This window comes from Pseudoprimorskyibacter insulae (assembly GCF_900302505.1).
GTDB lineage: Bacteria > Pseudomonadota > Alphaproteobacteria > Rhodobacterales > Rhodobacteraceae > Pseudoprimorskyibacter > Pseudoprimorskyibacter insulae.
The window spans coordinates 905,966-928,906 of sequence record NZ_OMOJ01000001.1; the positions used below are offsets into that span (position 1 = coordinate 905,966).

25 protein-coding genes are annotated in these 22,941 nt (G+C 61.1%); 13 read left to right on the forward strand and 12 right to left on the reverse strand.

Going from position 1 to position 22,941, the window contains the following annotated elements; genetic code table 11:
- Nucleotides 1–20 precede the first annotated feature (20 nt).
- The 7 genes from PRI8871_RS04570 to PRI8871_RS04595 all read left to right on the forward strand — a co-directional run bounded on the left by PRI8871_RS04570 (nucleotide 21) and on the right by PRI8871_RS04595 (nucleotide 4,712).
- Complete coding sequence (locus PRI8871_RS04570; RefSeq protein WP_108884975.1) at nucleotides 21–422, forward strand: cupin domain-containing protein; 402 nt, start codon at nucleotides 21–23, stop codon at nucleotides 420–422.
- Entirely contained in the window at nucleotides 419–772 is a 354-nt protein-coding gene (locus tag PRI8871_RS04575; RefSeq protein WP_108884976.1) for a hypothetical protein, read from the forward strand. The genes PRI8871_RS04570 and PRI8871_RS04575 overlap by 4 nt, the downstream gene beginning before the upstream one ends.
- A gap of 29 nt (nucleotides 773–801) precedes the next feature.
- Nucleotides 802–1,257, forward strand: a complete 456-nt coding sequence (locus PRI8871_RS19760) for a DUF6497 family protein (RefSeq protein WP_219928992.1) — start codon at nucleotides 802–804, stop codon at nucleotides 1,255–1,257.
- Between the two features lie 214 nt (nucleotides 1,258–1,471).
- Nucleotides 1,472–1,618, forward strand: a complete 147-nt coding sequence (locus tag PRI8871_RS19515; RefSeq protein ID WP_181389372.1) for a hypothetical protein — start codon at nucleotides 1,472–1,474, stop codon at nucleotides 1,616–1,618.
- 75 nt (nucleotides 1,619–1,693) lie between these two features.
- Nucleotides 1,694–2,053 carry a hypothetical protein gene (locus tag PRI8871_RS04585; RefSeq protein ID WP_108884977.1) on the forward strand — a complete coding sequence of 120 codons (360 nt, stop codon included), beginning with the start codon at nucleotides 1,694–1,696 and terminating at the stop codon, nucleotides 2,051–2,053.
- A 322-nt stretch (nucleotides 2,054–2,375) separates the two neighbouring features.
- Nucleotides 2,376–2,579 (forward strand): hypothetical protein, encoded by a 204-nt coding sequence (locus PRI8871_RS04590; RefSeq protein ID WP_108884978.1) that lies wholly within the window; start codon nucleotides 2,376–2,378, stop codon nucleotides 2,577–2,579.
- 132 nt (nucleotides 2,580–2,711) lie between these two features.
- Nucleotides 2,712–4,712, forward strand: coding sequence for an acetyl-CoA carboxylase biotin carboxylase subunit (locus PRI8871_RS04595; RefSeq protein WP_108884979.1), 2,001 nt, complete (start codon nucleotides 2,712–2,714; stop codon nucleotides 4,710–4,712).
- 141 nt (nucleotides 4,713–4,853) lie between these two features.
- Here the strand turns inward: PRI8871_RS04595 and PRI8871_RS04600 are convergent, their stop codons facing one another.
- The gene (locus tag PRI8871_RS04600; RefSeq protein ID WP_108884980.1) at nucleotides 4,854–5,288 is read right to left on the reverse strand and encodes a DUF4174 domain-containing protein; all 435 of its coding nucleotides are present in this window, start codon (nucleotides 5,286–5,288) and stop codon (nucleotides 4,854–4,856) included.
- Here PRI8871_RS04600 and PRI8871_RS19765 point away from each other — a divergent pair.
- Nucleotides 5,287–5,427, forward strand: a complete 141-nt coding sequence (locus PRI8871_RS19765) for a hypothetical protein (protein ID WP_219928993.1) — start codon at nucleotides 5,287–5,289, stop codon at nucleotides 5,425–5,427. The two genes, PRI8871_RS04600 and PRI8871_RS19765, sit on opposite strands and share 2 nt — an antisense overlap.
- Nucleotides 5,424–7,553: a methylmalonyl-CoA mutase gene (gene scpA, locus PRI8871_RS04605; RefSeq protein WP_108884981.1), complete on the forward strand. Its 2,130-nt coding sequence runs from the start codon at nucleotides 5,424–5,426 to the stop codon at nucleotides 7,551–7,553. Before PRI8871_RS19765 ends, scpA begins: the two co-directional genes overlap by 4 nt.
- Before the next feature lie 402 nt (nucleotides 7,554–7,955).
- Here scpA and PRI8871_RS04610 read toward each other — a convergent pair whose 3' ends face one another.
- The 4 genes from PRI8871_RS04610 to PRI8871_RS04625 all read right to left on the reverse strand — a co-directional run bounded on the left by PRI8871_RS04610 (nucleotide 7,956) and on the right by PRI8871_RS04625 (nucleotide 11,700).
- The gene (locus tag PRI8871_RS04610) at nucleotides 7,956–9,251 is read right to left on the reverse strand and encodes a TRAP transporter large permease (RefSeq protein WP_108884982.1); all 1,296 of its coding nucleotides are present in this window, start codon (nucleotides 9,249–9,251) and stop codon (nucleotides 7,956–7,958) included.
- Nucleotides 9,244–9,765, reverse strand: a complete 522-nt coding sequence (locus tag PRI8871_RS04615; RefSeq protein WP_108884983.1) for a TRAP transporter small permease — start codon at nucleotides 9,763–9,765, stop codon at nucleotides 9,244–9,246. Before PRI8871_RS04615 ends, PRI8871_RS04610 begins: the two co-directional genes overlap by 8 nt.
- Nucleotides 9,766–9,829: 64 nt before the next feature.
- Nucleotides 9,830–10,804 (reverse strand): TRAP transporter substrate-binding protein DctP, encoded by a 975-nt coding sequence (gene dctP / locus PRI8871_RS04620; protein ID WP_108884984.1) that lies wholly within the window; start codon nucleotides 10,802–10,804, stop codon nucleotides 9,830–9,832.
- A gap of 20 nt (nucleotides 10,805–10,824) precedes the next feature.
- On the reverse strand, nucleotides 10,825–11,700 hold the full coding sequence (locus tag PRI8871_RS04625) for a shikimate dehydrogenase (protein WP_219928994.1): 876 nt from the start codon (nucleotides 11,698–11,700) through the stop codon (nucleotides 10,825–10,827).
- Between the two features lie 137 nt (nucleotides 11,701–11,837).
- On the opposite strand from PRI8871_RS04625, the gene PRI8871_RS04630 reads away from it, so the two are divergent.
- Together PRI8871_RS04630 and PRI8871_RS04635 are read left to right on the forward strand one after the other, a co-directional pair.
- Nucleotides 11,838–12,521 (forward strand): TetR/AcrR family transcriptional regulator, encoded by a 684-nt coding sequence (locus PRI8871_RS04630; RefSeq protein ID WP_108884985.1) that lies wholly within the window; start codon nucleotides 11,838–11,840, stop codon nucleotides 12,519–12,521.
- A complete protein-coding gene (locus tag PRI8871_RS04635; RefSeq protein ID WP_181389374.1) occupies nucleotides 12,508–13,443 on the forward strand; it encodes an alpha/beta hydrolase in 936 nt (311 codons plus the stop codon). Before PRI8871_RS04630 ends, PRI8871_RS04635 begins: the two co-directional genes overlap by 14 nt.
- Nucleotides 13,444–13,620: 177 nt before the next feature.
- Here the strand turns inward: PRI8871_RS04635 and hisA are convergent, their stop codons facing one another.
- On the reverse strand, nucleotides 13,621–14,343 hold the full coding sequence (gene hisA, locus PRI8871_RS04640; RefSeq protein WP_108884987.1) for a 1-(5-phosphoribosyl)-5-[(5-phosphoribosylamino)methylideneamino]imidazole-4-carboxamide isomerase: 723 nt from the start codon (nucleotides 14,341–14,343) through the stop codon (nucleotides 13,621–13,623).
- Nucleotides 14,344–14,474: 131 nt separating this feature from the next.
- Here hisA and PRI8871_RS04645 point away from each other — a divergent pair, with 131 nt between their 5' ends.
- Entirely contained in the window at nucleotides 14,475–14,867 is a 393-nt protein-coding gene (locus tag PRI8871_RS04645; RefSeq protein WP_108884988.1) for a DUF2147 domain-containing protein, read from the forward strand.
- A gap of 3 nt (nucleotides 14,868–14,870) precedes the next feature.
- Here PRI8871_RS04645 and PRI8871_RS04650 read toward each other — a convergent pair whose 3' ends face one another.
- Nucleotides 14,871–15,539, reverse strand: a complete 669-nt coding sequence (locus tag PRI8871_RS04650; RefSeq protein ID WP_108884989.1) for a Dph6-related ATP pyrophosphatase — start codon at nucleotides 15,537–15,539, stop codon at nucleotides 14,871–14,873.
- Complete coding sequence (hisH, locus tag PRI8871_RS04655) at nucleotides 15,536–16,174, reverse strand: imidazole glycerol phosphate synthase subunit HisH (RefSeq protein WP_108884990.1); 639 nt, start codon at nucleotides 16,172–16,174, stop codon at nucleotides 15,536–15,538. The genes PRI8871_RS04650 and hisH overlap by 4 nt, the downstream gene beginning before the upstream one ends.
- A 283-nt stretch (nucleotides 16,175–16,457) precedes the next feature.
- Between hisH and PRI8871_RS04660 the strand changes: the two genes are divergently transcribed.
- Nucleotides 16,458–18,143 (forward strand): methyl-accepting chemotaxis protein, encoded by a 1,686-nt coding sequence (locus PRI8871_RS04660; protein ID WP_108884991.1) that lies wholly within the window; start codon nucleotides 16,458–16,460, stop codon nucleotides 18,141–18,143.
- Nucleotides 18,144–18,146: 3 nt separating this feature from the next.
- Here PRI8871_RS04660 and hisB read toward each other — a convergent pair whose 3' ends face one another.
- The 4 genes from hisB to PRI8871_RS04680 all read right to left on the reverse strand — a co-directional run bounded on the left by hisB (nucleotide 18,147) and on the right by PRI8871_RS04680 (nucleotide 22,901).
- Nucleotides 18,147–18,734 (reverse strand): imidazoleglycerol-phosphate dehydratase HisB, encoded by a 588-nt coding sequence (hisB, locus tag PRI8871_RS04665; protein ID WP_108884992.1) that lies wholly within the window; start codon nucleotides 18,732–18,734, stop codon nucleotides 18,147–18,149.
- Between the two features lie 64 nt (nucleotides 18,735–18,798).
- Nucleotides 18,799–20,538: a single-stranded-DNA-specific exonuclease RecJ gene (gene recJ, locus PRI8871_RS04670; RefSeq protein WP_245897779.1), complete on the reverse strand. Its 1,740-nt coding sequence runs from the start codon at nucleotides 20,536–20,538 to the stop codon at nucleotides 18,799–18,801.
- Between the two features lie 153 nt (nucleotides 20,539–20,691).
- Nucleotides 20,692–21,666 (reverse strand): class II fructose-bisphosphatase, encoded by a 975-nt coding sequence (gene glpX, locus PRI8871_RS04675; RefSeq protein ID WP_108884993.1) that lies wholly within the window; start codon nucleotides 21,664–21,666, stop codon nucleotides 20,692–20,694.
- A 248-nt stretch (nucleotides 21,667–21,914) separates the two neighbouring features.
- Nucleotides 21,915–22,901 (reverse strand): type I glyceraldehyde-3-phosphate dehydrogenase, encoded by a 987-nt coding sequence (locus PRI8871_RS04680; RefSeq protein WP_108884994.1) that lies wholly within the window; start codon nucleotides 22,899–22,901, stop codon nucleotides 21,915–21,917.
- Between the last annotated feature and the right edge of the window lie 40 nt (nucleotides 22,902–22,941).

The following is a 22,941-nucleotide window of genomic DNA, read 5'->3' on the forward strand; positions in this document are numbered from 1 at the left end:
TCCAAACAAAAGCGCCCGCCATGCCCAAACTCTGGAAAAATCAGGCTTTCACCATTGCCCATGCCGATGATGGCAAGTTTGAGGGGCAGGGCCTACGTGCGTTTTTTGAATACCGCCAGCTTGGCATTGCCGAAGCCACCCAAGGCAAATTCGGCGCCCATGTGATCCGCGCCGTTCCCGGTATGGAAAGCCCCGGCGCATGGCACAGTCATGATCTGGACTTCCAGATGGTCTATGTCACCAAGGGCTGGGTGGTGTTCGAATACGAAGGGCAGGGCGAACATATCCTGCGCGAAGGATCTTGCGTGCTTCAGCCTCCGGGCATCCTGCACCGCGAATGCCGTCATTCCGACGACATGGAGCTGATCGAAATCACCAGCCCCGCCGAATTTGCCACCCAGGCCGAAGAGGCCCCGGAATGAGCCGCGCCCGCTGGCATATCCTGTCGGAGCCGGGGCGCTATACGCTGGCTCGCCATCTGCCGCCGCGCTTTGATGTGGTGGCCGAGGCCATCTTTCCGCCGGCCGATCCCGCACGGCTTGCCCAGCAGATCCGGCAAGACCTCTGGCGCTTGCTGCAGCGCCTGCGCGGATTCTCTCCGGTTGTGCAAGTTTCCGCAACGGAAGGCGGCTTGATCGTTCGCGCGGGTGGGCGCTCGATGGTTGCGCAAACCTATCCCAAAGAGATAGAGTCTCAAATTCAAACACTCTTGCAAGACCCGCAGCATAGGCTACGGTGGCTCGCGTGGGCCAAGACGCGGAGGGCCGCATGACAGGCCCCGCGACACAAGGTTTAAAGGTTATGGAGCCGCTCCGTAACCGCGCGACCCCGGCAGGAGGAGCCTGGAAACGGGGCTGGGGTCGCGTCAAATTCCACACCATCGCTGCATTTATCATTGCGTCTGTTGTATCCGCGCCGCTGTGTGCAGATCCCGTTACGGTGCCGTCCGGGCAGCCGGTTGAATTCCTTGATATGATCTGGGATCAGCCGGGACCGGGTCTGTTTTACCGCTATCGTTTTGTTGCCCCCGAAATCGGGCAGCAAGGGCGTGAATTCTCTGACGTGGCCGGTGACCTGGAATTTCTGTGCAACCAATACGCGTTGCCGCGTGTGGCCGAAACCGGCCCGCAGCCGTCCCAGATTGTCATCAGCCTGTCGAGCGCACCGCTTGAGTTCGGTCAGGCCGACCCGGATATTGTCCAGTTTTTCGAGGCATACAGCGTCGAAAACGGTCGCTGCATCTGGGAGGTTTTCTGATGACTCCACAATATCTTGCGGCTGAATGCTCATCCGAAGGCCAAGTTGCGGCTTTCGCATCACAGCACAGCCTGATTTCAATGCCTGGATACTTTTTCGCCCGGCAATCCGCTATCCTGCGCCTCGGTTGCACCCAAGCAGCCGATACCTCGAAAGACGAGTGGGGCGTTCGTTTTGAACACAACCGCGTCGTCGAACATGGCAGGAGAAAGAAATGTCGAAGAGCATCAAAGTCGTCATCGCTCTTGGCCTCGCTGCATTCGTTGCAGCCTGCGCCGAAAAGCAAGTCCAGGAAGAATTCGTCGTGGTCGACCCTGAGCCGATCTCGATCGAACCGGTTTACACCGGCAAGTACAAGTAATGCTTGTACGGAACGGGCCTTTGGGTCCGTTCCGACCCCGCGCACGGTCTGCGCCCCTTGTTCGGAGGGCGCGGCATGCTGAAACATCGCGGCTTCCCCGGACGCTATCCCAGCTCTGATTATCAATTCGTGATCCGCCGTGCCAATCCGCGCGGGGTGACACCGCTGACACGTCGTGAACGGTTCAAGGACCGCAAACCGATGGATCGGCGCGTTGATACGGCCTTCTTGAAGGCCCTGTGGGACCATTTTGGCACAGAGCCGTTTGAGCGTGGCAACCTGGATGCAGGGCGGTTGTCGTGGCTGTTTGGCCGCGAAGTGCTGCCCTATGGCGATGACTTCGACCCCGAAAGCTATGAAGCCCTTCTGGTCATCGATGAACAGGCCGCCCGCGCTGCCTTCCCCGATGCCTTCGAGGAGGATGACTGGGCATGATTTTGCCGGTGCTGGTTCCTTTTGCGCAGAATAAAGCCGATTGCGGCGCGGGCCAAAACCCGCGCTATGCAGCGGGCGTGAAGGCTGGCACCATTGCGGTGTTGCGTTTGGATGCTCTTGGTTTCTCGGCATCCAAATTTCACCGTTACCCTTTCCTTGGCGGGCTTGGCCGTTCATCCCTTTCGGCGCGGCCCGCCGTTTTTCTTGCCGGATCGGATCGGTGTGCAACGCGGAAATTCTCCGCGCGCATGGAACCGGTCACCCCCCAGGCGCGTTTGACCCTTAACAGTGCCCCAGCGGCCAAAAATAAGGAGCTTTCACCATGCGCAGCCTGCGGATCGGAACAGTACTCATCGCGCTCACAGCGCTTGGCGCGTGCGGCGACACGCTTGGCGAACAGGCCATTCTTGGGGCAGGGGCGGGCACAGCCGGCGCCGTTGTCACCAATGGCGATCCTGTCACGGGGGCCGTTGTCGGTGCCGCTGCCAACGTTGCCTATTGCCGCAAATACCCGTCGCGCTGTTAACCCGCGTATGACGTCGGCGCATTCGCGCCGGATGACCATTTTGAAACCATCGGAGCCGTCCGGGCCCCGGTGGTTTTTTGTTGCTGAACGATCGCGGCCTGAGCCGCGCGTACATTAAGGAAGGGACGAGGAATGTTCGATAAGATCCTGATCGCCAACCGCGGCGAGATCGCCTGCCGGGTCATCAAGACCGCGCGCAAAATGGGGATCAAGACGGTTGCCATCTATTCGGACGCAGACAAGAACGCGCTGCACGTGGAAATGGCCGATGAAGCCGTTCACATTGGTCCGCCCCCGGCGAACCAGTCCTATATCGTCATCGACAAGGTGATGGACGCGATCAAACAGACCGGCGCGCAGGCTGTGCACCCCGGCTATGGTTTCTTGTCCGAAAACCCGAAATTCGCCGAAGCGCTGGAAGCCGCTGGCGTCGCATTTATTGGGCCGCCGGTGAAAGCCATTGAAGCCATGGGCGACAAGATCACCTCAAAGAAGATCGCCCAAGAGGCCGGTGTGAACACCGTTCCGGGCTATATGGGCCTGATCGAAGACGCCGATGAGGCGGTCAAGATCTCGAACCAGATCGGTTATCCGGTGATGATCAAAGCCTCTGCCGGTGGCGGCGGTAAAGGCATGCGCATCGCGTGGAACGACGAAGAAGCCCGCGAAGGTTTTCAGTCGTCGAAGAACGAAGCGGCCAACAGCTTTGGGGATGACCGGATCTTTATCGAAAAGTTCGTGACCCAGCCGCGCCACATCGAAATTCAGGTGCTCTGCGATGCGCATGGCAACGGCATCTATCTGAACGAGCGTGAATGCTCGATCCAGCGCCGGAACCAGAAAGTTGTCGAAGAAGCGCCGTCGCCCTTTTTGGACGAGGCCACCCGTAAGGCCATGGGCGAACAGTCGGTCGCGCTTGCCAAGGCGGTGGGCTACGCCAGCGCGGGCACTGTGGAATTCATCGTTGATGGCGACCGGAACTTCTACTTCCTCGAAATGAACACCCGCCTTCAGGTGGAACACCCCGTGACCGAGCTTATCACCGGTGTGGACCTTGTTGAGCAGATGGTCCGCGTCGCCAATGGCGAGCCGCTGTCGATCACGCAGGACGATGTCAAGATCAACGGCTGGGCGATTGAAAACCGTCTTTATGCCGAAGATCCCTATCGCAACTTCCTGCCGTCGATTGGCCGTCTGACCCGCTATCGCCCGCCCGCAGAAGGCCCGCTGGGCGAGGGCATCGTGCGCAATGACACCGGCGTCTACGAAGGCGGCGAGATCAGCATGTATTACGACCCGATGATCGCCAAACTGTGCACCTGGGCCCCGACCCGCGGCGAAGCGATTGAGACCATGCGCAACGCGCTGGACACGTTCGAGGTTGAGGGCATCGGTCACAACCTGCCCTTCGTGGCCGCCGTGATGGACCATCCGAAATTCATTTCGGGCGATATGACCACGGCCTTCATCGCCGAAGAATACCCCGAAGGGTTCGACGGTGTGACGTTGGCAGATGCCGCCCTGCGCCGCATCGCTGCTGCCTGTGCTGCCATGCACCGCGTCGCTGAAATCCGCCGCACCCGCGTGTCGGGCCGGATGGACAACCACGAACGCCGCGTTGGCACCGAATGGAACGTGGCCGTTCAGGGCGAAAGCTATGACGTGACCATCGACGCCGATCATGACGGCTCGAACGTGACCTTTGCCGATGGCGCAACGCTGCGTGTGGCGGGTGATTGGACGCCGGGCGATCAGCTGGCCACGATGATGGTCGATGGCGCGCCGCTGGTTCTGAAGGTTGGCAAAATCTCGGGCGGGTTCCGCATCCGCAGCCGCGGCGCCGACCTGAAAGTGCACGTGCGCACCCCGCGTCAGGCCGAACTGGCCCGCCTGATGCCCGAAAAGCTTCCGCCGGATACCTCAAAGCTGCTGCTCTGCCCGATGCCGGGTCTGGTGGTGAAGATCAACGTCGAGGTCGGCGACGAGGTGCAGGAAGGACAAGCGCTCTGCACCATCGAAGCGATGAAGATGGAAAACATCCTGCGCGCCGAGAAAAAGGCCATCGTGTCGAAGATCAACGCAGCCCCCGGCGACAGCCTTGCCGTGGACGAAGTGATCATCGAGTTCGAGTGATTCAATGCAGCGCGTTGCGCATAACCCGTTGGGGCGGGCGAGCCGTCGGCCCCATCGAGGGGCCTCCGGCTCGGTGTTGCTGACGCTGTCAGCCACACGCGCCTGTGGCATGCGCAATGCGGCAATTTTCGGGGGGGCGGATTATTCGGCCTCTCGCGCCTCGCGCAGCTCTTGCTGGCGCAGCGGCATTTTGTCGATGACGCGAGTCAGTTCGCGCACATGCCACGGTGTGGGCTTGCGCAGCGCGACCTTGCCGTCTTTGCCCACCAGCACCAGCGCAAACCCGCGCGGGCGCAGCGCTTGGCGCACGGCAGAGCGGGCGGCAGGATCGGTATCGGTCAAGACCACCACGTCGCGATCGCGCAGGGCCTGTTCTTCGGCCTCTAGCAATTCGATCTGCCGGATGTACCGGGGATCGGCGGCGCTATCGGCAAAGACGATGACAGGCCGCGCGACCCAAGCGAACTGGTCCAGCACGGCATCGCCCACAGGGCGTATCAGCGCATCAGGGGCATCCGCCGCTAGCGCAGGCATGCCGAGCAATAGGGCGACAACAAAAGCAAATCGGGTCTTCATGACCTTCTATATAGGGGCGCAGGGCCGCCATGCGAAGGCCCACGCCGCAGCATTTCGCCGGGTCACCCCCGGACAGACCAAAACCGGAGGCGCGATGCTTCACCCGCGCGTTCCAACCACGAAAGGACTGAGCCAATGACAGCCAAATTGGACGACTGGAAGGCCCTGGCCGAAAAGGAATTGCGCGGCCGGGCGCTGGATGATCTGACCTGGAACACGCTGGAAGGCATTCCGGTCAAGCCGGTCTACACCGAAGACGACACCGCCGGGCTGCCGCACCTTGGCACGCTGCCGGGTTTTGGCCCCTTCACGCGCGGCGTGAAAGCGACGATGTACGCAGGCCGCCCCTGGACGATCCGCCAATATGCGGGTTTCTCGACGGCTGAGGAATCGAACGCCTTTTACCGCAAGAACCTGGCCGCCGGTCAACAGGGCGTCTCGGTCGCCTTCGATCTGGCCACGCACCGGGGCTACGATAGCGACCACCCGCGCGTTGTGGGCGATGTGGGCAAGGCCGGTGTGGCCATCGACAGCGTCGAGGATATGAAGATCCTGTTCGACGGTATCCCGCTCGATAAGGTCAGCGTTTCGATGACGATGAACGGCGCGGTTATTCCGATCCTCGCGAACTTTATCGTGGCGGGGGAAGAGCAGGGGCATGACAAGGCGCTGCTGGCCGGAACCATTCAGAACGACATTCTGAAAGAGTTCATGGTCCGCAACACCTATATCTATCCGCCCGAACCCTCGATGCGGATCATCTCGGACATTATCGAATACACCTCGAACGAGATGCCCAAGTTCAACTCGATCTCGATCTCGGGCTATCACATGCAAGAGGCGGGCGCGAACCTTGTCCAAGAGCTGGCCTATACGCTGGCCGACGGGCGCGAATACGTGCGCGCCGCCATGGCCGCTGGCATGGACATCGACAAGTTCGCAGGGCGCCTCAGCTTCTTCTTTGCGATCGGCATGAACTTTTTCATGGAAGCCGCCAAACTGCGCGCCGCGCGGATGCTGTGGCACCGCATCATGACAGACCTCGGCGCGAAATCCGACCGGTCGAAAATGCTGCGCACACACTGCCAGACCTCGGGCGTGAGCCTGCAGGAACAAGACCCCTATAACAACGTGATCCGCACCGCCTATGAGGCGATGAGCGCGGTTCTGGGCGGCACCCAGTCGCTGCACACCAACGCGCTGGACGAAGCGATTGCCCTGCCGACCGAATTCTCGGCCCGGATCGCGCGCAACACGCAGCTGATCCTTCAGGAAGAAACCGGCGTGTGCAACGTCGTCGATCCGCTGGCGGGTTCGTACTATGTGGAAACGCTGACGCATCAATTGGCCGAAGACGCGTGGAAGCTGATCGAAGAGGTCGAGGAAATGGGCGGGATGACCAAGGCCGTGGCCTCGGGCATGCCGAAGCTGCGGATCGAAGAAACCGCCGCGACCCGTCAGGCACAGATCGACCGCGGCGATGAAGTCATCGTTGGCGTCAACAAGTACCGCAAGGACAAGGAAGACCCGATCGACATTCTGGATGTCGACAACGTGGCCGTGCGTGAAAGCCAGATCGCGCGCCTCGGAAAGATCCGTGCGACCCGCGATGAGGCGGCCTGCACGGCGGCGCTGGACGAAGTCACCCGCCGCGCCAAAGAGGGGGGTAACCTGCTTGAGGCGGCTGTCGAGGCAGCACGCGCCCGGGCCTCTGTCGGAGAGATCAGCATGGCAATGGAGAAAGAGTTCGGCCGCCACCGCGCCGAAGTGAAGACCCTCGCCGGTGTGTACGGTGCGGCCTATGAAGGCGACGAAGGCTTTGCCGCCATTCAGAAATCGGTCGAAGACTTCGCCGAGGTCGAAGGCCGCCGCCCGCGTATGCTGGTGGTGAAAATGGGCCAGGACGGCCACGACAGGGGCGCGAAGGTCATCGCCACGGCCTTTGCCGATATCGGCTTTGACGTGGACGTAGGCCCGCTGTTTCAGACGCCCGAGGAAGCCGCGCAAGACGCGGTGGACAACGACGTGCATGTGGTTGGTATCTCTTCGCAAGCGGCAGGGCACAAAACGCTGGCGCCACAGCTGGTGGACGAGCTGAAAAAGGCGGGTGCCGGGGATATCATCGTGATCTGTGGCGGGGTCATTCCGCAGCAGGATTACGACTATCTGTTCAAGGCGGGCGTGAAGGCGATCTTTGGCCCCGGCACGAACATCCCGGAAGCGGCAAAAGACATCCTGCGCTTGATCCGCGAAGCGCGTAGCTAAGAAAGTGTCGGATCGCCGCAGCGATCCGGCAGGTTTGCATTGGGTTCGGATTGCTGGCGCAATCCGACAGTTTGAAGTGGGTTCGGATCGCTTGCGCGATCCGACTGGGGCGAGGGGGCTTTGCCCCCTCGCGCTCCCCCGAGTATTTATGAGAAAGGTGAATACAGGGGATTGGCGCTTTCGCGGCTGCGGGCGGTGAAGGGGTGTTCCGCGCCGCGTGAATTGCAATGCGTGGGCACTCAAAAGATCTGCCTTCCTGCTTCTTCTCTTTCCTAAATACCGCCGGGGGTGAATTGGGCTGAAGGCCCAAGAGGGGGCAGCGCTCCCTTCCTTTCCGCAGATAGACCCAAAGAAAAACGCCGGACGATTGGCCCGGCGTTTCATTTGCTCGATTTGGTTTTCTTATCCTTGGTAGCCCAGAAGTCGCGGCAGGAAGAGCACGAAATCCGGCACAAACGTGATCACGATCAGCGCGCCGATCAGGGCCAGAATAAACGGCCAGATGTCCTTGACGATGCGCATCAACGGCTCGCCCGTGATGTTGGCGGTGATGAACAGCAGCAGCCCATAGGGCGGGGTGATCAGGCCCAACATCGCGTTGACCACGACGATCACGCCGAAATGCACCAGATCGATGCCCATGGCCTGTACCGACGGCACCAGGATCGGAACGACGATCAGCAGGATCGCGCCGCCCTCCAGCACCATGCCAAGCACGAGGAACAGCACGTTGATCAGGATCAGGAAGCCCGTGGTCGACAGCTCAAACTGGCCCACGAATTCGGCGATTGAGATTGGCAGCTGTTCGCGGGTGATCACATAGTTGAACGTGATCGCCCCGGCCACCAGAACGCCAACGCTGGCGGTGGAACGGGCCGAGCCGAGCAGCGCTTGGTAGAATTCGCTGAAGCTGACCGAGCGGTAGAACACGACCGAGATCAGCAGCGCATAGGCGGCGGCCACGGCGGCGGCTTCGGTCGGGGTCATGATCCCGCCATAGATCCCGCCCAGCAGGATGACCGGAAGCATCAGCGCGGGCATGGCCTGCCATGTGATGCGGGGCAATTCGCGCACGGGCACGACTTCGTCGACCGGGAAGTTGCGTTTGCGGGCGATGACATAGTTCATGATGCCCATGGCCAGTGCCATCAGCAGCCCCGGCAACATGCCAGCGGCGAACAGGAAGCCCACCGATTGGTCGGCCACGATGGCATAGAGCACCATCGGGATCGACGGCGGAATGATCGGGCCGACGGTGGCGGTGGCGGCGGTAATCGCGGCGGCATAGCTGTGGGTGTATTTGCCGTCGCGGGTCATCATATTGATGATGATTTTGCCCATGCCCACTGCATCGGCCACGGCCGAGCCGGACATGCCCGAGAAGATCAGCGAGGAAACCACGTTCACATGGCCAAGCCCGCCGCGGAATCGGCCCACCAGTGCTTGGGCAAAGCGCAGCAAACGGTCAGCGAGCGAGCCGATGTTCATGATGTCGGCGGCCAGAATGAACAGGGGAATGGCCAGCAGGGTGTAGTTGTTGAACAGGCCCTGAAGCATGGTTTCCGACGCAATGGACGGATCAAAGCCCTTGAGGATCAGATAGACAAAGCTGCCCGCCATCATCGACAGGCCGACCGATGCGCCAAACAGCGAAAGCGCGACGATCAGGATCAGCGTCAGCGTAAAGGGATCAGTCATAGTCATGCGTCTCCGCGCTGGCTTCGGTGTTGAAGGTGGGGCCGCTGCCGGTGATGCCGGCCCACGCGTTCATCAATCCGCGCACAGCGACCGACAGGGCAAAGGGCACATAGACAAGGAACACCCAGAAATAGGGCACGCGGATATAGGCGGTGCGTTCGCGCATCATGAAATCGATGTAGTCCCAGCTGGCGGGCAGGGTGTAGAGAAACACCCCGGCCAGCGTCAGCCCGGTGACCACATCCATCGCCCGGCGCCAGCCGCGTGGCACCATGCTGTAGATGACATCGATGCGAATGATGTCGGTTTCGCGAACCACGAAGGCAAAGCCAAACAGGATGCCCCAAAGCCAGGCGATGGTGACCCATTCCACGGTCCAGCCGACGGGAAGGTTCAGAAAATACCGAAATACGATCTGAAGCAGGAAGGTAAAGAACATGCTGGCCAGCAGGACCGCCAGAATGTTTTCGGCCCGGCGCCCCAGGCAGCCAAGAATTGATGTGAATAGCGACATGATCCCTCCCGTTTCAAAAAGGGCAGGCGAATGTATCGCCTGCCCGAAACGTCAGTGGTCTGAGTTACTGACCGATGGCGACGATTGCGTCGACCAGACCTTCGGGCCAATCAGCCGAGAACTTGGAGTCTTTGTAGACGCCCAGAACATGGCTTTGGAACGCCGCGTTGTCCGGCATGTAGACGTTCACGCCCGATTCTTCGATCTTGGCGCGCAGGTCTTTTTCCAGCTTCAGCGTTTCTGCATCCAGCGCCGCTTCGAAGTTATCGGCGCATTCCTGGACTTTGGCCTGCTGGTCAGCAGTCATCGAGTTCCACTTTTCCAGACCAATGGTCAGCTCGTTGGCGGCAATCAGGTGCGAGGTGGTGCCCATGTGGGTCATCACTTCGTGGAACTTCATGCTGTAGGTCGCCGGGAAGCCGTTGTCCTGACCGTCAATCGCGCCGGTCTGCATGGCGGTGTAGACTTCGGTGAAGGGAACCGGAACCGGGGTTGCGCCCATTGCGGTGCCAACAAACTGCCAACCTTCGCCCGGAGGCATGCGCAGCTTGACGCCTGCCAGATCGGCGGGGGTCATGATTTCCTTGTCGCCCTTGTAGCCCAGGTGGCGTGCGCCAATGTAGGGGTAGGCGAGGATTTTGACGTCGGCTTTTTCTTCGATCTCGGCTTCCAGATCGGCCAGCACGGTGCTGTCATAGACGGCGCGCATGTGGTCATAGTCACGGAACAGGAACGGGGTGCCCAGAACCGAAGTCGACGGAACCTGATTGTAGAAGTCGAAAATGGCCAGGTTGCCCATATCGAGGTTGCCGCGCTGCATGGCGGTCAGTTCGGTGCCCTGCTTGAACAGGGTGGCACCGTGGTAGGCTTGGAAATCAAAGCCGTCGCCAAGGCAGGCGCCAAAGGCTTCTTTCAGAATGACCGAGCGCGGATCGTTTTCCGGCACGGTGTCCGAATAGATCAGCTCGACCTTGTCAGCGGCCGAGGCCGCGCCTGCGGCGACAATCGCCAGAATGGACAGAGTGGTGGTCAAACGCATGGTAATCCTCCCTTTAGCGTTTAGGTATTTGGATCGAACGACTCGAAGGTCGCTCGCATCCGGTCCGGGTCGGGCGAAATGCCCGAGAACAGCTCGAATGCGCGGACGGCCTGAAACACGGCCATGCCGCTGCCATCCAGCACTTGGCATCCTTTGGCCCGCGCGGTGGCCAGAAATTCAGTCTCGCGCGGGAAATAAACGATATCGGCAACCCAATGGCGGGGGGCGATATGCGGCGGCTCGACCGCCATTCCCGGCAGTTTGGCCATGCCCATCGGTGTGGCATTGACCAGACCATCGGCCTTGGCGGCTGCGGTCGTGCGGCAGGTCACGGCGGTCGCACCCACATCCAGCGCCAGCGCCTCGGCGGCGACCGGATCGCGGTCGTAAATCATCAGATCCTGAACGCCGAAATCTTTCAGCGCATGGGCCACAGCCCCGCCAGCCCCGCCCGCGCCAAGCAGCAGAACAGCGTCGCGCTTGGCGTCCGGCAGACCGCGCCGCAGGCTTTCGGCAAAGCCCCAATAGTCCGAATTGTGGCCAAACCGTTTGCCATCGCGGAACACAACGGTGTTCACCGCGCCCACCTTGCGGGCGGCATCTGACACCTCATCCAGCAGGCCCATCACGTCGCGCTTAAACGGAAAGGTGACGTTCAACCCGGCAAATCCATCGGCTTCGGCCTGCGCGATCAAGCTGGCCAGCGGCAGATCTTCGGCCATAGTGTCGGGGTCGATCAGATCATAGCGATAGGCCAATCCAAGGGCGGCGCCTTCTTCGACATGCATGCGCGGTGTGCGCGAAAGCTGAATGCCCCGGCCCACCAAACCCACGCGCAATTGGCGTGGTGCCACGGCGGATGGCGGCGTGCCGTCGAAAACCTGCGCTGAAGGCATGTGAAATAATCCTCCCGTCACGGGCGAGTCGCCCGAAGTGTCAGCAAATTGTAATTGGCAGTACATTTTGTCAAACGGTTTTGTACTTCCCGTTTAATTACATGCGTGGTATCCCAGTGTGAGGAGAGGAGGCGGTAATGACCAAGGCTAAGGAAAATAAAGAGAAATCGAAATCAAGCTGGAAGCAAAACCCCGAGAGGGTGAAGCAGGATATCCTGCGTGCAGCCATGTCAGAGTTCGCCAAGAGCGGTCTTTCAGGTGCGAAAATCGACGATATCGCCGCCAAGACCGAGACCTCAAAGAGGATGATCTACTACTACTTTGACGATAAAGAAGGGCTCTACCGCCACGCGCTCGAAGCGGCCTATGCCAAGGTCCGTAAAGGCGAGGTGAACCTTGATCTGGCCGACTATGCCCCGACCGAAGGGCTGGCCCGTCTGGTGGCCTTTACCTTCGACCACCATCGTCGCAATCCTGATTTCATCCGCATGGTCATGATCGAGAACATTCACCACGCCGCGCATATGCGCAGCTCTCAGGTGATCCGCGATCTGAACCTTGGCGCGATCAACCAACTGCGCGCGCTGATTGCACGGGGCGAGGCAAGCGGCGACTTCCGCCGTGGCATCGACCCGGTTGCGCTGCACTGGCAGATCTCGGCCATGAGCTTTTTCAACGTCTCCAATCAACCGACATTTTCTGCGATTTTTGGCAAAGATCTTTATTCCAATGACGGTCAGGCAGCCCTTCGCGACCGCGCCGTTGCGATGATCCTTGCCGATGTTCGCGCCACATCAGAGGACCAAGATGATCAATCCTGAGATCAATACATTCATGGAACGCTGGACCGCCGAATGGGCCAGCCTGAAACAGGGGGCCACCCCCGCCGACCGCCGCGCCCATTTTGAGGTGGTGGCCAAGAACATGGCGCTGCCGGTGCCGGAAGATGTGGATTGCGACACCGTGCATTGGGTCGAAGGCGCCGCATCGCCCGTGCGCGTGCGCGTCTATCGTCACACCAGCGGCGGCGTGCAGCCGGTTCTGATTTATATGCACGGCGGCGCCTGGATGCAGGGCAGCCCGGAAACCCACGGTGATATCACCGCGCGCATCGCATCGTGGAACCGCCAGACCGTCATCAGTGTCGATTACGCGCTGGCCCCCGAGCATCCCTTCCCCGAAGGCTTCACGCAGGTTTGCGACGTGGTGCGCTGGTGCCGGGCGAATGCGGCCGATCTGGGCATTGACGCAGACCGCATCGCCATTGGCGGCGATAGCGCGGGCGGCAACTTGGCCGCAGCGGCGGCATTGGAGCTGCGCGGCGAGGTGCCGTTGATCGGCCAGCTGCTGATCTACCCGGCCTGCGATTTTGAGCCGGATCGCCCGTCGATGATCGAAAACGCCGAAGCGCCCTTGCTTCAGACGCGCGGCATGGATGGGGTCAACCGCATGTACACCGGCGGCCAGACCGACCTTCTGAGCACCGATCCACGCGTCGCCCCCTTGGTCGCCAAGGATCATTCCGGCCTTCCGCCGGCCTTTGTGGCCGTGGCGCAGAACGACCCGCTGCGCGATAGCGGCATCGCCTATGCCGAGGCCCTGTCAGCGGCAGGTGTGGCTGTTGAGGTCGATCACGGCGAAGGCCTGATCCACGGCTACATGCGCGCGATGGAATTCTGCGCAGACAGCCGCACCAAATTGCAGGCCATGTCGGCTTGGCTCGCGGCGCGCAACGCCGCCTAACGCCAATCGAAGGTCAAAGAACTGGGGCGCGTCCTCCTGCTTCTTCTCTTTGATAAATACCGCCGGGGGTGACTTGGCCCGAAGGGCCAAGAGGGGGCAGCGCCCCCACCCCCCCACACACAACAAAAAAAAGGCCCGGAATTTCCGGGCCTTTCGCATATCGATCAGATGAAAGGCTCAGGCCTTCAGGGCTGCCAGCGCCGCCTTGAGGTCAATCGCCCCATCATAGAGCGCCCGGCCCGAAATCGCGCCATTCAGCGATGCGCCGCAGTCGCGCAGCGCGATCAGATCTTCCAGCGACGACACCCCGCCCGAGGCGATGACCGGGATCGACACGGCGCGGGCGAGATCGGCGGTTGCCTCGATGTTCGGGCCCTGCATTGCGCCATCACGGTTGATGTCGGTGTAGATGATCGCGGCCACGCCAGCGTCCTCAAAGGACTTGGCCAGATCGGTCACCATAACGTCGGTTTCCTCGGCCCAGCCCTTGGTGGCCACGCGGCCATTGCGGGCGTCGATGCCAACGGCGACCTTGCCGGGAAATTCGCGTGCCGCTTCGCGCACCAGATCGGGGTTCTCCACCGCCACTGTGCCAAGGATCACGCGGGCCAAACCTTTTTCGATCCAGCGGGCAATCGTGGCCATATCGCGGATACCGCCGCCCAGCTGCGCCGGAACCTTGGTTTGCGACAGGATCGCCTCTACTGCGGCGGCGTTCACCGGCTCGCCTGCGAAGGCCCCGTTCAGATCCACCAGATGCAACCAATCGCAGCCCGCTTCGACAAAGGCCATGGCTTGGGCGGCGGGGTTGTCATTGAACACGGTGGATTTGTCCATATCGCCGCGCAGAAGGCGCACGGCCTGGCCGTCTTTTAGGTCGATAGCGGGGTAGAGGATCATCGAAGGCTCCGGGGTCAAAACGGTTTGCACGGCTTTTGCACGTTACGTCGCGGGATGCAACGCGACCCCGCGTCAGGCTTGATCGGCGCGGGACACTGACGCAAGGATTTATCCACGGAGGATGGAGACCAATGAAAAAAACACTCACACTGGCGCTTGTCGCGCTAACCCTATCGGCGGGGATTGCCGTGGCCCAAGACCCGATTGAGGGCGTCTGGCAAACCCAGCCTGATGACGGGGCCTTTGCGCATATCACGCTGGCCCCTTGCGGCGACAAGTTTTGCGGCTTGATCAGCAAGTCGTTCCGCGATGGCAAAGAATTCAAGTCGGCGAACCACAACAAAAAGCTGGTCTACGACATGGTGCCACAGGGTGGCAACAAGTACGAAGGCAAGGTTTGGCGCCCGTCCAACAACAAGGTCTATCTTGGGAAGATGTCCCTGTCGGGGAACGTTCTGACCATGCGCGGCTGCGTGGCGGGCGGCCTGATTTGCTCCAAGCAGACTTGGTCGCGGGTTAAGTAACCGTCAGACCGGGATCATATCCGCATAAACAAACCCGTCGCGCGTGACGGTCTGGCCGACCTCATGCGCGATGGGTGCTGCAAATTCTGGACTGTCAAACACGGCGCTGTGAAATTCACCGTTTTCGCCGCAGGGGTCCACGCCGTCGGGCAAATCGGCCAGTAGGTCGGAGTCAAACAGACGGCCAGCGGTGGCCTCAGGCACTTTGCGCGGATCGCAGGTCACGATGCGGGCCTTTAGGCCGCTGGCGAACATTTCATGCGCCAATGCGGTTGTGTCGCTGCCAAACAGCGGAAAGATCGGCGTCAGGCCGGTGCCTTTCAGCTTTTCGATGCGATAATCGCGCACGTCTTCCAAGAACAGATCACCAAACACGATATGAGTGATGCCCTGCGCCACGATATCGGCGCAGGCCTTGGCCATCCGTGCCTCGTATTCGTCGTTCGTGCAGGGCCAAGGCAGAGCGACCTCAATCAGGGGCAAGCCAACCGCGCGGGCCTGCGCCTCAAGCAGCGTCTGCCGGGTGCCATGCATGGCCACGCGGTTGAATTCCTCGTTCACCGTGGTCAGCAGCGCCTGAATGTCGGCAATCCCGTCCCGCCGGCAGATATGCAGCGCATGGCAGCAATCCTTGCCCGAGGACCAGCTAAGGACAGCGCGGGGGGCGGTCACGGCTTCCAGCCAAGGAAGTTGGCAATCATCCGCAGGCCCGCGTCGGCGCTTTTCTCGGGGTGGAACTGAAACCCGATCATCGTGTCGCGTGCCACGATGGCCGTGACATCACCGCCGTAATCCACATGCGCCAGGCGCTGCGCTGGGGCGCAAACCCGCATTTGGTAGGAGTGGACGAAATAGGCGTGCTGGCCGGTCTCGATCCCGTCCAAAACCGGGTGCGCGGTATCGATCACCAGATCGTTCCAACCCATGTGCGGCACCTTCAGCGATGCGTCGGCTGGTGTGATACGCTGCACCTCGCCGTCGATCCAGCCAAGGCCGGGGGTTTCTTCGTATTCGTGGCCCACACGCGCCATCAGCTGCATGCCCACGCAGATGCCAAGGAAGGGGCGGCCCTTTTGTTCGACAGCTTCGACCATGGCGTCATAGATGCCGCTGGCCCCGGTCAGAGCCTTTTGGCAGGCCGGGAAGGCGCCATCGCCGGGCAGCACCAGCCGGTCGGCCTTGGCCACCACATCCGCATCCGAGGTGATAACGACCGTTCCCAGGTCATGGTCACGTGCCATTTTCTGGAAGGCTTTCTCGGCCGAGTGCAGGTTACCGGATTCATAGTCGATGATGGCTGTCAGCATGGCGGGCTCCGATCTTGATATACGCGTGGTGGCCCGAAGTCCGCCCAAGGTCAACCCTGCGTGCACCTGCAGAATGCGATTGTGCCGCACCTGCACAATACACGCAGATGTATAGTTATCCTGAATAGATATATTCAAATGGTACCAAATGCCGCGAAAATAAAATGCGAATTGATTTCAACCGGTTGGTGTTTTTCTAAAGGTGCGGTCGCTCTTTAACTTAAATTCGGCACGGGGCTTGCCGTTCGCTTGTTCATAGCCCCATTAGATACGGATTGGCCCAATGATCGAAAAAGGCACTATCAAGCCGTCGTCCTATACCGACGCCAAAGTTGTGATGGACCACCTGACCAACCCCATTATGACCACGGACATGGACTTGGTGATTGACTACATCAATCCCTCCGCGTTCAAAATTTTTGACGAACTCGCCGATGATATCCGGCAGGAATTGCCGCGCTTTGATGCGCGAAAAATCGTTGGTTTGCCGATGGATGCATTCCACAAATCCCCGGACCGACAACGAGGCATGATGACCGGTTTGCAAAAACCGATGCGGGGCAAATTCACCTTGGGCGGGCATGATCTGGCCTTCAACGCCACACCGCGACAAGACGACAAAGGGGCCTTTTGTGGTGTAATTGTTGAATGGGAAGACCGGACCGAGATCAACCGGGCCCGCGACCAAGTTCAGATGCTGCTGTCCCGCATTATCGCCATGGGCGAGGCGCATGAGGAAGGGATCATCAGCCATATGGTCGAGATCGAAGGCATGGACGAAAAATATGCCCGCGTCGCCGATCTGGTCAATTCTATGGTGCAGGGCCACATCAACACCAAGAAAAAGATCGTCGCTTGTGCCAACGCCTATGCCGAGGGCGACTTCAACTACCGGTTGGAGCCGCTGTCCGGCGAACGCAAGTTTCTGAATGACGCGATGGACGGTGTGCGTGACAGCTTTAAGGGGATTTTCCAAGAGATCGGGGAATTGTCCAAATCCATTCTGGATGGCCGCCTTGATCGCAATATCAACCCCGATGAATTTCCGGGCGAATTCAAGGAATTGATGAGCGGCTTCAAGGACGCTTATTCGTTCCTTGATCAGACGGTCGCCAACCTGAAGTCCGAGGTGGGATCCATCGCGGAAATCGTGCGCGATGTGTCCGAAGCCGCCGATGTGCTGGCCGCCAACACATCCGAACAATCGGCCGCCATCGAGGAAATCTCATCCTCGGCGGAAGAAACCGAAAACATGGTCCGGTCGAACCTGGCTGGCGCATCCAAGGCGCGCACCCGTGCGGCCAATGCGACCGACATTTCGACTGATGGCATGGTCAAGGCCAAGGAGATGATGAACTGCATGTCCTTGATCGATGAATCTTCAAACCAGATTTCCCGCATTATCAAGGTGATCGATGGCATCGCGTTCCAGACCAACCTTTTGGCCCTGAATGCCGCTGTCGAAGCGGCCCGCGCTGGCGAACATGGCCGCGGCTTTGCCGTTGTGGCCCAAGAGGTGCGCAACCTCGCGGCACGGTCGGCTGATGCGGCCCGTGAAACTTCGGACCTGATCACCCAATCGACCACCCGGATCGGGGATGGTGTGCAATCGGCCGAACGCACGATGACCTCGCTTCAGAAGATCGAGGAAGAAATTTCGCAGTTCGATGCCATCACCGAAGAGATCGAACAGGCCAGCGCCGAACAGTCGCGCGGGGTTGGTCAGATCAACATGGCGCTGACGGAAATGTCCAAAACGGGCGTAGAAAACTCTGGTCAGTGCGATGAGCTGGCAGGCCGGTCCAGCCAAGCCCGCCGCAGTGTCGAAGCCATGGAAAACGCAATGGCGCGGTTCCAGGTCAGCCACGTTCGCCAAAGCGAGCCGGACAATGCAACCCTGGCCGATTTCCAATCCCTCCCGCCCGAGATGCGCCGACAGTTGCTATCGGCGCTGGGGCACGGGTTCTAGGCGTCAAAGCGCCCCTTTGGTCGAGGGAATGGCGTCGGCCTTGCGCGGATCGGTTTCAACCGCTTCGCGCAGGGCCCGCGCCACCGATTTGAACGTGGCCTCGGCAACGTGGTGGCTGTTGAACCCGTGGATCTTGTCGATGTGCAGCGTAATGCCGCCGTGGGTGCTGAGGGCTTGGAAGAATTCGCACACCAACTCGACGTCAAACGTGCCGATCTTCGGCGTTTGATACTCGACGTTCCAGATGAAATAGGGGCGGGCCGACAGATCCAGCGCGCAGCGGATCTGGGCATCGTCCATCGCCAGCAGGCAAGACCCATAGCGGCGGATGCCCTTCTTATCGCCAAGCGCCTTGACCAGCGCCTGACCCAAGGCAATGCCTGTGTCTTCGACCGTGTGGTGATCGTCGATGTGATAATCGCCCTTGGCGCGGATCGTAAAATCAATCAACGAATGCCGCGACAGCTGGTCCAGCATGTGATCGAAAAAGCCAACACCGGTTTGGTTGTCGTAAACGCCGGTCCCGTCGAGGTTGATCTCGACGCTGATTTCCGTCTCGGCGGTGCTGCGGGCAACTTTGGCGGTGCGCATGGGCTTTCTCCGTTAGGCTCAGGGCCTTATAGGCCGGTGGTGGCGCGGCGTCTATCCTGTGCGATCACGCGGGGGCCGCATCCTCAAGGCGCAATTGCACTTGGCGGCGGCCACCCCATTCGTTGATTTCCAATTTGCCCGCCAGATGAAAGCGTTTGCCGCCGTGTTGTTCGATGGCAGGGCCAATGGGCCCGTCATAGGCACCAAAGCAAATCGCGTCGATCTTCTTGCCCATGCCATCGCCAAAACTGACCTTCAGGTGGCTGTCACCAACGCGGCGGCAAAAGCCGATTTGGCAATCGGGAAACACAAAGCGCGGGGCAGGGGCCCCCGACCCGAAAGGCCCAGCCTTTTCGAGCAATTCAATCAGTTCTGGCGTCGCCGCGCCGGGCATCAACATCCCGTCCAGCTTCAGATCCGCCGCGCCGCCTTCGCCCGCGCCCTGCTTGGCCAGCAAGTCCGACAGGCGCGCCATCGCTTCCTCCAGCTTGCCGCGTTCGACGGTCAAACCGGCGGCCATCTTGTGCCCGCCGCCCTTGATCAGCAGCCCCTCGCTGGCCAACCGCTGGATCGACGCGCCCAGATCAACACCCGAGACCGAGCGGCCCGAGCCTTTGCCCTCATCGCCATCCAGCCCGATCACAATCGCGGGGCGGTTGGTCAGTTCCTTGATCCGCGAGGCAACGATGCCCACAACGCCGGGGTGCCAGCCTTCGCCCGCCGCCCAGACAAGCGGTGCATCCAGCCCGCGTTCCTCGGCCTGTTCCAGCGCGGCGGCCCGGACCGAGGCCTCAATATCGCGCCGTTCACTGTTCAGCTGGTCCAGCCGTTCGGCCATGGCCGAGGCTTCATGCGGGTTGGTTGAGGCCAATAGCCGCGCGCCCAGATCCGCCTGACCGATCCGCCCGCCCGCATTCACGCGCGGCCCCAGCACAAAGCCCAAATGATAGGACGATGGCGCCGTATCCAGCCGCGCCACATCCGAAAGCGCCACCAAACCGGGCCGCGCACGGCGGCCCATCACCACCAGCCCTTGCCGGACCAGCGCCCGGTTTACGCCCTTCAGCGGGGCGACATCGGCCACGGTCGCCAGCGCCACCAGGTCCAACATCCCCATCAGGTCAGGGCCACGCGCACCGGCCTCACGCAATTGCCGCCCGCATTCGACCAGAACCAGAAACACCACCGCCGCTGCACAAAGATGCGCAAGCGCGCCGTCTTCATCCTGCCGGTTCGGGTTCACCACCGCCAGCGCAGGCGGCAGGGTCTCGCCCCCTAAGTGGTGATCCAGCACCACAACATCCGCCCCCTTGGCCGCCGCAATCGGCTCATGGCTCAGCGTGCCGCAATCGACGCAGACGATCAGATCATGCCGGACGGCCAGATCCTGCATCGCAGGCACGTTTGGCCCATAGCCCTCATCAATCCGGTCCGGCACGTACAGCGTGGCGTCATGACCCATCTGCCGCAACCAATCCAGCAGCAGCGCCGCCGAGGTGCCGCCATCCACATCGTAATCGGCAAAGATCGCAATCCGCTGCCGCGCCTTCAGCGCCGCCAGCAGCCGCGCCGCCGCCGGTTCCATATCGCGCAGACTACGCGGGTCGGGCAGCAAATCGCGCAAGGTCGGCTCCAGATAGCCCGCCGCCTCTTCGGCTGGCACACCAAGCCGCGCCAGCGTCTGGCACAGGGGGCGGGCCATGCCGGTGCGCTGCGCCATGGCTTCGCCCATCCGCTCCACCTCAACCGAGGGGCCGATCCAGCGACGCCCGGTCAACGAGTGATCCACGCCCAAATAACTCACCACAGCCTGCCTTTCATCTTTCCGATAAATACTCCCCGCCGAAGGCGTCCCATGCCCGGCCATACAGTGCAACGCCCAAAGGTTCAAAGCCAAGCATAGAAAAAGCCCCGGTGCACGCAGCACCGGGGCCTTTTATCAATTCTCGAAACGCGATCAGCCGCGCGGCTTGGTCGGGTTGCGATAGATCATGCGGCGCACCGATCCGGTTTTCGACCGCATCAGCAACGTTTCGGTGGTCAGATAGCCGACTTCGCGCTTGATGCCGGGCAGCAGGGTGCCGCCAGTCACGCCGGTCGCGGCAAAGATCACGTGTTCGGTGACCATTTCATCGCGGGTATAGATCTTGTCCAGATCGGTGATACCCGCCTTGGCGGCGCGGCCACGTTCGTCATCGTTGCGGAACAACAGGCGGCCCTGAATCTGGCCGCCCATGCATTTCAGCGCCGAAGCCGCCAGAACGCCCTCGGGTGCACCGCCCGAACCCATGTACATGTCGATACCGGTCAGGTGTGCTTCGGCGCAGTGCATGACACCTGCCACGTCACCATCGGTGATCAGGCGGATCGCCGCACCGGTTTCGCGCACTTGACCGATCATTTCCTCGTGGCGCGGACGCTCGAGGATACAAACCGTGATATCGTCGGGGTTACAGCCCTTGGCCTTGGCCAGCGCTTCAACCCGTTCGCGCGGGGTCATTTCCAGCGATACGACGCCTTCTTCAAAGCCGGGGCCAATGGCCAGCTTGTCCATATAGACGTCCGGGGCGTGCAGCATCGAGCCGCGCGGACCCATCGAAATCACGGTCAGCGCGTTGGGCATGTCCTTGGCGGTCAGCGTGGTGCCTTCCAGCGGGTCCAGCGCGATATCCACGGCCGGGCCGTTGCCGGTGCCGACCTCTTCGCCGATGTACAGCATCGGCGCTTCGTCGCGTTCGCCTTCACCGATCACCACGACACCGGCGATGTCCAGTAGGTTCAACTGTTCGCGCATCGCGTTCACGGCGGCTTGGTCGGCGGCCTTTTCGTCGCCGCGGCCCACCAGCTTGGCAGAGGCGATTGCGGCCTGCTCGGCCACGCGGGCCAGTCCAAGCGAAAGCATACGGTCGTCGAAAATGGAAGGGGCGCTCATGTGGGGATCCTTTGCGAATAATCTGACTGAGGCTTAGACCAGTCGGCAGAGGGGCCACAAGCTGTTAGCGCAACCGGCGCGGGCAATGCTTCGACTCTGTGGCGCACATGCCCGCAACAGATGACTGCTGCGTGGAACTATGGCGGCTTCTAGGCGAATTCGCCGGATGCTCGCCAAAAAGCAAAGCGGTTTCATGGTTCTGTCGCATTCCGTTCGCGTGATGTCATCCCGCGACAGGCCGCGTCGAATCAAGCCTTCCCGCCCATGCGCAGCGCCATATCGATCATCCGCGCCGAAAAGCCCCATTCATTGTCATACCAGCCAAAGATGCGGATTTGCCGTGTGCCGACGCATTGCGTTTCGGGCAGGGCGATCACCAGACTTTCGGGCCGCATCCGCATATCCGCCGACACGACAGGATCATCGGTCACGCCCAAGACCGGGCTGTCCTGCGCCAAATCCCGAAGCCAGCGCACCGCGTCGCTGGGCAGGTCGCGCCGGGTTTGCAGCACCATATCCACGCAAGACACCGACGGCGTCGGCACGCGAATGGCCGCGCCGCTAAGGCGACCTGCCAGTTGCGGCAGCACCCGGTCTACCAGCTTGGTCGCCGAGGTGGTAGTCGGTACCATCGACACGGCCCCGGCCCGCGATCGGGCGAAATCGCCGCGCGGGCCGTCCACCATGGGCTGGCTGTTGGTATAGCAATGGACGGTGGTCATATGTCCGGTCTCAATCCCGACGGTGCGGTCGATCACCGCCAGCAAAGGGGCCATGGCATTGGTGGTACAGGACGCGTTTGAAATCACCCGCGCATTTCCCATGATGTCTTCGTTTGCGCCAAGCACCACGGTCGGCACATCGCCCTCGCACGGGCCAGAGACCAGAACCTTGCCCGCGCCAGCCTCCAATCCCCGCGATACGTCCTCGCGCGATTTGACCTTGCCGGTGCATTCCATCAGCAGGTCGATCCCGGTCAGGTCCAATTCGCCCTGATCTGCGGTTTGCGTGACCTTGATCCGGTGGCCATCGACGACCAGTGTGTCGCCATCGGTGTCGATCTGGCCGGGGTAGGGGCCGAAGACGCTGTCATAGCGCAGCAAATACGCCAAAGCATCCAGCGGCGCGATGTCGTTGATCGCCACGACCTGAAGCGGCGTGTCTTTTCGCGTGGTCATCAGCTGGCGCAGCACGCTGCGGCCAATCCGTCCGAATCCGTTGATGGCAATCCGCATAGCGCCCCTCCGTTCTTAGGCGCACGCTTGTCCGATTTGG

Coding starts and splice junctions, on each gene's coding strand:
- PRI8871_RS04570 (WP_108884975.1), top strand. CDS start 21: ATGCCCAAACTCTGGAAAAATCAGGCTTTCACCATTGCCCATGCCGAT.
- PRI8871_RS04575 (WP_108884976.1), top strand. CDS start 419: ATGAGCCGCGCCCGCTGGCATATCCTGTCGGAGCCGGGGCGCTATACG.
- PRI8871_RS19760 (WP_219928992.1), top strand. CDS start 802: ATGGAGCCGCTCCGTAACCGCGCGACCCCGGCAGGAGGAGCCTGGAAA.
- PRI8871_RS19515 (WP_181389372.1), top strand. CDS start 1,472: ATGTCGAAGAGCATCAAAGTCGTCATCGCTCTTGGCCTCGCTGCATTC.
- PRI8871_RS04585 (WP_108884977.1), top strand. CDS start 1,694: ATGCTGAAACATCGCGGCTTCCCCGGACGCTATCCCAGCTCTGATTAT.
- PRI8871_RS04590 (WP_108884978.1), top strand. CDS start 2,376: ATGCGCAGCCTGCGGATCGGAACAGTACTCATCGCGCTCACAGCGCTT.
- PRI8871_RS04595 (WP_108884979.1), top strand. CDS start 2,712: ATGTTCGATAAGATCCTGATCGCCAACCGCGGCGAGATCGCCTGCCGG.
- PRI8871_RS19765 (WP_219928993.1), top strand. CDS start 5,287: ATGACCTTCTATATAGGGGCGCAGGGCCGCCATGCGAAGGCCCACGCC.
- PRI8871_RS04600 (WP_108884980.1), bottom strand. CDS start 5,288: ATGAAGACCCGATTTGCTTTTGTTGTCGCCCTATTGCTCGGCATGCCT.
- scpA (WP_108884981.1), top strand. CDS start 5,424: ATGACAGCCAAATTGGACGACTGGAAGGCCCTGGCCGAAAAGGAATTG.
- PRI8871_RS04610 (WP_108884982.1), bottom strand. CDS start 9,251: ATGACTGATCCCTTTACGCTGACGCTGATCCTGATCGTCGCGCTTTCG.
- PRI8871_RS04615 (WP_108884983.1), bottom strand. CDS start 9,765: ATGTCGCTATTCACATCAATTCTTGGCTGCCTGGGGCGCCGGGCCGAA.
- dctP (WP_108884984.1), bottom strand. CDS start 10,804: ATGCGTTTGACCACCACTCTGTCCATTCTGGCGATTGTCGCCGCAGGC.
- PRI8871_RS04625 (WP_219928994.1), bottom strand. CDS start 11,700: ATGCCTTCAGCGCAGGTTTTCGACGGCACGCCGCCATCCGCCGTGGCA.
- PRI8871_RS04630 (WP_108884985.1), top strand. CDS start 11,838: ATGACCAAGGCTAAGGAAAATAAAGAGAAATCGAAATCAAGCTGGAAG.
- PRI8871_RS04635 (WP_181389374.1), top strand. CDS start 12,508: ATGATCAATCCTGAGATCAATACATTCATGGAACGCTGGACCGCCGAA.
- hisA (WP_108884987.1), bottom strand. CDS start 14,343: ATGATCCTCTACCCCGCTATCGACCTAAAAGACGGCCAGGCCGTGCGC.
- PRI8871_RS04645 (WP_108884988.1), top strand. CDS start 14,475: ATGAAAAAAACACTCACACTGGCGCTTGTCGCGCTAACCCTATCGGCG.
- hisH (WP_108884990.1), bottom strand. CDS start 16,174: ATGCTGACAGCCATCATCGACTATGAATCCGGTAACCTGCACTCGGCC.
- PRI8871_RS04660 (WP_108884991.1), top strand. CDS start 16,458: ATGATCGAAAAAGGCACTATCAAGCCGTCGTCCTATACCGACGCCAAA.
- hisB (WP_108884992.1), bottom strand. CDS start 18,734: ATGCGCACCGCCAAAGTTGCCCGCAGCACCGCCGAGACGGAAATCAGC.
- glpX (WP_108884993.1), bottom strand. CDS start 21,666: ATGAGCGCCCCTTCCATTTTCGACGACCGTATGCTTTCGCTTGGACTG.
- PRI8871_RS04680 (WP_108884994.1), bottom strand. CDS start 22,901: ATGCGGATTGCCATCAACGGATTCGGACGGATTGGCCGCAGCGTGCTG.